Source organism: Cyclobacterium qasimii M12-11B (assembly GCF_000427295.1).
GTDB lineage: Bacteria > Bacteroidota > Bacteroidia > Cytophagales > Cyclobacteriaceae > Cyclobacterium > Cyclobacterium qasimii.
The window spans coordinates 1-2586 of record NZ_ATNM01000179.1 but is presented as its reverse complement, the minus strand read 5'-3'; the positions used below and the strand labels follow the sequence as shown (position 1 = coordinate 2586).

3 protein-coding genes are annotated in these 2586 nt (G+C 42.2%); all 3 read left to right on the top strand.

What is annotated here, in order from left to right:
- A partial coding sequence (locus tag ADICYQ_RS22165) for a hypothetical protein (protein WP_040417662.1) occupies nt 1–216 on the top strand: 216 nt, incomplete at its 5' end.
- A gap of 112 nt (nt 217–328) precedes the next feature.
- On the top strand, nt 329–1237 hold the full coding sequence (locus ADICYQ_RS22160) for an amidohydrolase family protein (protein ID WP_020894182.1): 909 nt from the start codon (nt 329–331) through the stop codon (nt 1235–1237).
- On the top strand, nt 1224–2009 hold the full coding sequence (locus tag ADICYQ_RS22155; RefSeq protein ID WP_040417660.1) for an amidohydrolase family protein: 786 nt from the start codon (nt 1224–1226) through the stop codon (nt 2007–2009). The genes ADICYQ_RS22160 and ADICYQ_RS22155 overlap by 14 nt, the downstream gene beginning before the upstream one ends.
- Nucleotides 2010–2586: the final 577 nt, after the last annotated feature.

The window sequence follows — 2586 nt, the reverse complement described above, 5'->3', positions numbered from 1 at the left end:
GAGGGAGACAAGCCATTTATTCAAAAGGTAACCCTTATGGATAAATCAGGGATGGTAATGGTGGAGACTCCTTTTGGAAAAGATTATATCATGTCCATGCATGACAAAGGAGAAATGACCATTGAATTGCCCGATGGTAAGGAGGCATTAAGTGGACATTTTGCAGCTGCCTCCGTTCAAAATGGAAAAATAGCATGGATGGAAGCAATAAATTGATGATACTTGGGACTACAAAATATAGCGTTACAAGTAATTATAAAAGCTTAGAATAGGATCCAAATGTCAACTCAGTATTGATGGTTCAACTTTCAAGAAAAAGAAAGAAATTATGAATAGAAGAAAGTTTTTTTCGACTGGTGCAGTTTCTGTTTCAGGGATAGCATTGGGCGTACATATGACAGGGTTTACCAGTAAGGAAAAGCCTGTCGAAGAGAATGACCTTATGAAGGAGGTTATGAAATACAGGAAAATTGATTCCCATGCCCATGTTTACACTACAGCCGACAGCCCGGAAACCCAAATAGGTTTTGCGGACCGGCTAGGGATAGAAAAACTGGTCATTTCAAGGCCGATGGCTCCAGGAAGTAAGGGACTTCCGGAGGAATTTATTGCCTGCAATGATTTGATCATTAAGTCTATGGCCAAATATCCCGACAGGTTTATTGGTCAGCCTACGATCAATCCAGCCTTTCCAAAAGAGGCAATGGAAGAGATAAAAAGGTGTATGGACCATGGCATGACTGGTTTGAAACTTTACAACCATGTGAAAATAAGTGATCCCTTGTTTTACCCTGTTATTGAAAAATACATCGACATGAAAATGATCATTCTGATGCATATGGGGATAGGCAAATCAAGGGTTATTTTTGATGCCAGAGAACCTGAAAATGTTTCAACCCCAGATGATTTCGTAATGGTTGCGGAGCGCTATCCAGAGGCAATGTTTCAATTGGCGCATCTTTCCGGCGGCGGAGATTGGCTGGATGCCTGCAAGGCAGTAAAGCCATATCCCAATGTGTTTGTGGATGTGTCGGGCAGTAATAATGAAGCCGATGTCATTCCTTATGCCATGGAGCATGTAGGAGAAGATAGGATTTTCTTCGGCTGTGACAATAGCTTTTTTCAGGGCGTAGGTCATGTAATGGCTGCTGACCTTACAGATACCCAAAGGAAAAAAATCTTTTTTGATAATTATAATAATATACTTAAAAAGTCTGGCAACCATGTGGATAGATAGTAATGCATATATAGGCCACTGGCCCTTTCGTCAGGTAAGAAACAGTACTTGTAAGGATTTGGTAGAAAGAATGGATGCCAATGGTATTTCGGCTTCGGTATTGACAAATTTCAATGGGATTTTTTATAAAGATACCCAGGCTGCCAATCGGGAGACCTATGATGAAATCAAAACCAACCGGAAATGGAAAGAACGGTTGATTCCTTTTGCAGTAATCAATCCTGTTTACTCCGGTTGGGAAAGAGACTTGGAGGAAAGTGCTACCAAGTTGGGAATGAAAGGGGTAAGAATTTTCCCAAAATACCACCGCTATAACCTGGATCATTCTGCATGTATAGCAATGGTGAAAAAGTGCCGGGACATGGGTTTACCCATTGGCCTTACATTGAGAATGGTGGACAGTCGTCCAAGTTCCTGGTTGGACATCAGCAATGAATGGAGACTAAGCGACATTATGCCCATTGTCAAGGCTGTTCCTGATGCTAAGTTTATGGTGCTTAATTTGTCCGGCAGCACACATTTGGAAAAAGAGGACTTAGAATTATTTAAAAAGTCGGATGTGTTTATGGATACTTCGGGCAGAAATGTCCTTGACTTGGCAGGGTTGATGGAAACCTTTGGTAAGGAAAAGTTTGGTTTTGGCACGCATTCTCCAATCTTGGATTACAAAACAGGTGCGCTAAGAATAGCTTCATTGAGAGAAGATGAGGCAGATGCAAAGACCAGAGAGGACTTGCAGTCCGGAAATATCAAAAGGTTTTTGGGGCTGTAAGCTTAGCGGATTATCGGATACGGTAAACGCATTGGTCTACTCAGCCCGATGGATGAATACAAAATCAGCATCAAACCCTATTTCCCACAACTCCCCCTTAGTCAAAGGGGGCAGTGCTTGTCCCGATATAGTCGGGAGGGATTTGCTGAAGAACTGGGATCCATTGAGAGATATAATGATCAGTAAATCAATGTTTTAGTCAGAATAGGACGCTGGCATCAATATGATTTTGTCAGCATTGTTGCAGAAAAAAAGCAACAATACCGCCAAAATCAAGATCGTTTAGATATCCCTAACCACGGGCTTTACCCGTGGCTATTATAGTATCAGCCCTTCAGGCTTATTTGAGTCACTTAATTATTCAAGATTTTTTTGCGAACTAATGTATGGGCTGCTGATTTCCTATGAGGTCAGCTGAGTAACCGGATCCTGAGCGGAGCCGAAGGGGTAGGTGTAATGGATACGTTAACCTAAGGCTTCGGCTCCGCTCAGCCACCGGTAGAGAAAAAGCCGTTCAAAATTCCATTTTCCGTGACTCCCCCTTAGTCAAAGGGGGCTAGGGGGATTTGTTGAAGAT

What these genes read in the sequence shown, in the direction of transcription:
- ADICYQ_RS22160 (WP_020894182.1), top strand. Translation starts at nt 329, where the DNA reads ATGAATAGAAGAAAGTTTTTTTCGACTGGTGCAGTTTCTGTTTCAGGG.
- ADICYQ_RS22155 (WP_040417660.1), top strand. Translation starts at nt 1,224, where the DNA reads ATGTGGATAGATAGTAATGCATATATAGGCCACTGGCCCTTTCGTCAG.